The organism is Arsukibacterium sp. (genome assembly GCF_041616895.1).
GTDB lineage: Bacteria > Pseudomonadota > Gammaproteobacteria > Enterobacterales > Alteromonadaceae > Alishewanella.
The window spans coordinates 1-2,012 of record NZ_JBFJPY010000204.1 but is presented as its reverse complement, the minus strand read 5'-3'; the positions used below and the strand labels follow the sequence as shown (position 1 = coordinate 2,012).

Annotated in this window: 3 protein-coding genes; all 3 read left to right on the top strand. The window is 52.3% G+C overall.

Annotated elements, in window-relative coordinates; genetic code table 11:
• A partial coding sequence (locus ABY802_RS16810; RefSeq protein WP_372628265.1) for a DUF418 domain-containing protein occupies positions 1–534 on the top strand: 534 nt, incomplete at its 5' end.
• 3 nt (positions 535–537) lie between these two features.
• Positions 538–1,164 carry a YigZ family protein gene (locus ABY802_RS16805; RefSeq protein WP_372628264.1) on the top strand — a complete coding sequence of 209 codons (627 nt, stop codon included), beginning with the start codon at positions 538–540 and terminating at the stop codon, positions 1,162–1,164.
• A gap of 130 nt (positions 1,165–1,294) precedes the next feature.
• Positions 1,295–2,012: ATP-binding protein (locus tag ABY802_RS16800; protein ID WP_372628263.1), on the top strand; the 718-nt coding region annotated here is incomplete at its 3' end.

The window sequence follows — 2,012 nt, the reverse complement described above, 5'->3', positions numbered from 1 at the left end:
GGCTGGTTCAGCCAGGGCTATTCACGCCGCATAACAATTCTGTTATTTCTGACGTCCCTGGCAATCAGCGGCAGCACCGTAGTGCTGGATCATGTTACTGGCTACGGTTACGATCTTGGTGTATCCCTGCCGTGGGAGCAAATCAGTGCCCTGCTAATGGCGCTGGCCTTTGCCAGTGCCTTAATTCATGCCTTGCATAAACCAAGGTTGCAGCATTGGCTGCAAGCCTGGCTGGCCCCCTGCGGCCGCATGGCGTTTACCCTGTATTTAAGCCAGAGTCTGCTAATGGTGTTGCTGTTTAAAGTGCTTAAACCCGACTGGTTTGCCACGCTAGACCGCGCCTCACTGCTTGGTATTGCGATTGCCACTATTATCCTGCAACTATTATTTTGCCGCTGGTATCTTAAGCACTACTCGCAAGGCCCATTGGAATGGCTCTGGCGCCGGCTTAGCAAGCAACCAGCAGCTAAAACGCCATTAGCAGAAAGTTCCGAAGCCAATCCCAATGCGAGCAACGATATTGAGTATAAATAACCTGTGAACCCCTACACCGAACTGGCGGCGCCGGTTGAGCATTGCCTGACTGAGAAAAATAGTGAATTTCTGAGCTTTCTGCTGCCGGTTCACAGCCGTGATGAAGCGATGACTTTGATTAACCAGTTTCGCGAACAATACCGTGCTGCCAACCATGTGTGCTGGGCCTATATTATTGGCAATACCCGCCAGCCCGAAACGCAGGCCTTTAGTGATGACGGCGAGCCCGGTGGCACCGCTGGCAAACCGATGTTGCACGTGTTAACTGAACAAGAGCTTGGCAATTGCCTGGCGGTGGTGGTGCGCTATTTTGGCGGGGTAAAACTCGGGGCCGGTGGCCTGGTGCGGGCGTATTCAGCCGCCGTATCGCAAGCGGCAGCTCTGGCCACTACCACAATGGTTTTGCCACTGGTGCAGCGTATTGTCACCCTGGATTTTGCCTATGAAACCAAAGCCAGACTGTTATTAGAGCAGCTGGGTGGCCAATTACTCAATGCCCAGTACAGTCAGCAGGTGCAGCTAACCGTTAGCCTGCCACTGGCCAATATCGGTGATTTTAGCCAGCAGCTGCAGAATATCAGCTCGGGCAGTGCTGAAATTAATGAGGTTCCGCCTGCTGCCGATAATTAATAGGCTCTGCCTTGGCTATTGTTGCTGCCAGCCAATTTCAAACTGGCATTTGGTCGCATTCCATGGATAATAAGCCGCATTAAAATATTGAACGCGGTGCTTAATTATTGCGCTGCAGACAGGATGCGCTATGTCTCAGTTACTTCGTATTGTGCTTATTCACACCCACCTGCCTGGGGTGGTGGAATTACAGCTGGATCAGCACACCAACATTTGTGGCACCAATGCCTCGGGCAAAACCACCTTGCAACGTTTAGTGCCGGTATTTTATGGCGAGCAGCCCAATCGGGTGGTACCAAAAACCCGCAAAAAGTTTGATGAATTTTACCTGCCGTTTGCCAACAGCTACCTGATTTACGAATACCAGCGCGAAGACGGCGCCTTATGTCAGGTGGTGCTAACCCGCAAAAGCGATGGCGGCGTGGAATATCGCTTTGTTGGGGCCGCTTACCAGAGCGATTTTTACCTAACCGAAAGTAGCGAGGGCGTAAAAGCCTTAAGCTACAACGACTGGGCCGCCGCAATGCGCGGCCGGCCTGAGGTGCAGGTATCCGCAAAAATAAGCGCCACCAGCGAGTATCGCAGTATTATTCAGAACGATGCCGGCGCGCTGCGCGGCAATAACAGCGATAGCGTCAAGCTGCGCCGGTTAGCCGCCAGTTTCAGCCTGGTAAGTAGCGGCCACAAACTGCGTCATATTGAAAAACTGGTCAGTGCCGTGCATGCCAAAGAAGGCAAAATGGACACACTGAAGTCGATGCTGGCGGCCATTTTTGAAGAAGACGGCGTAACCCTGCCTACCACCAAAGTAAAAAACACCAAGGCGCGGGACTGGATATTACAAATGC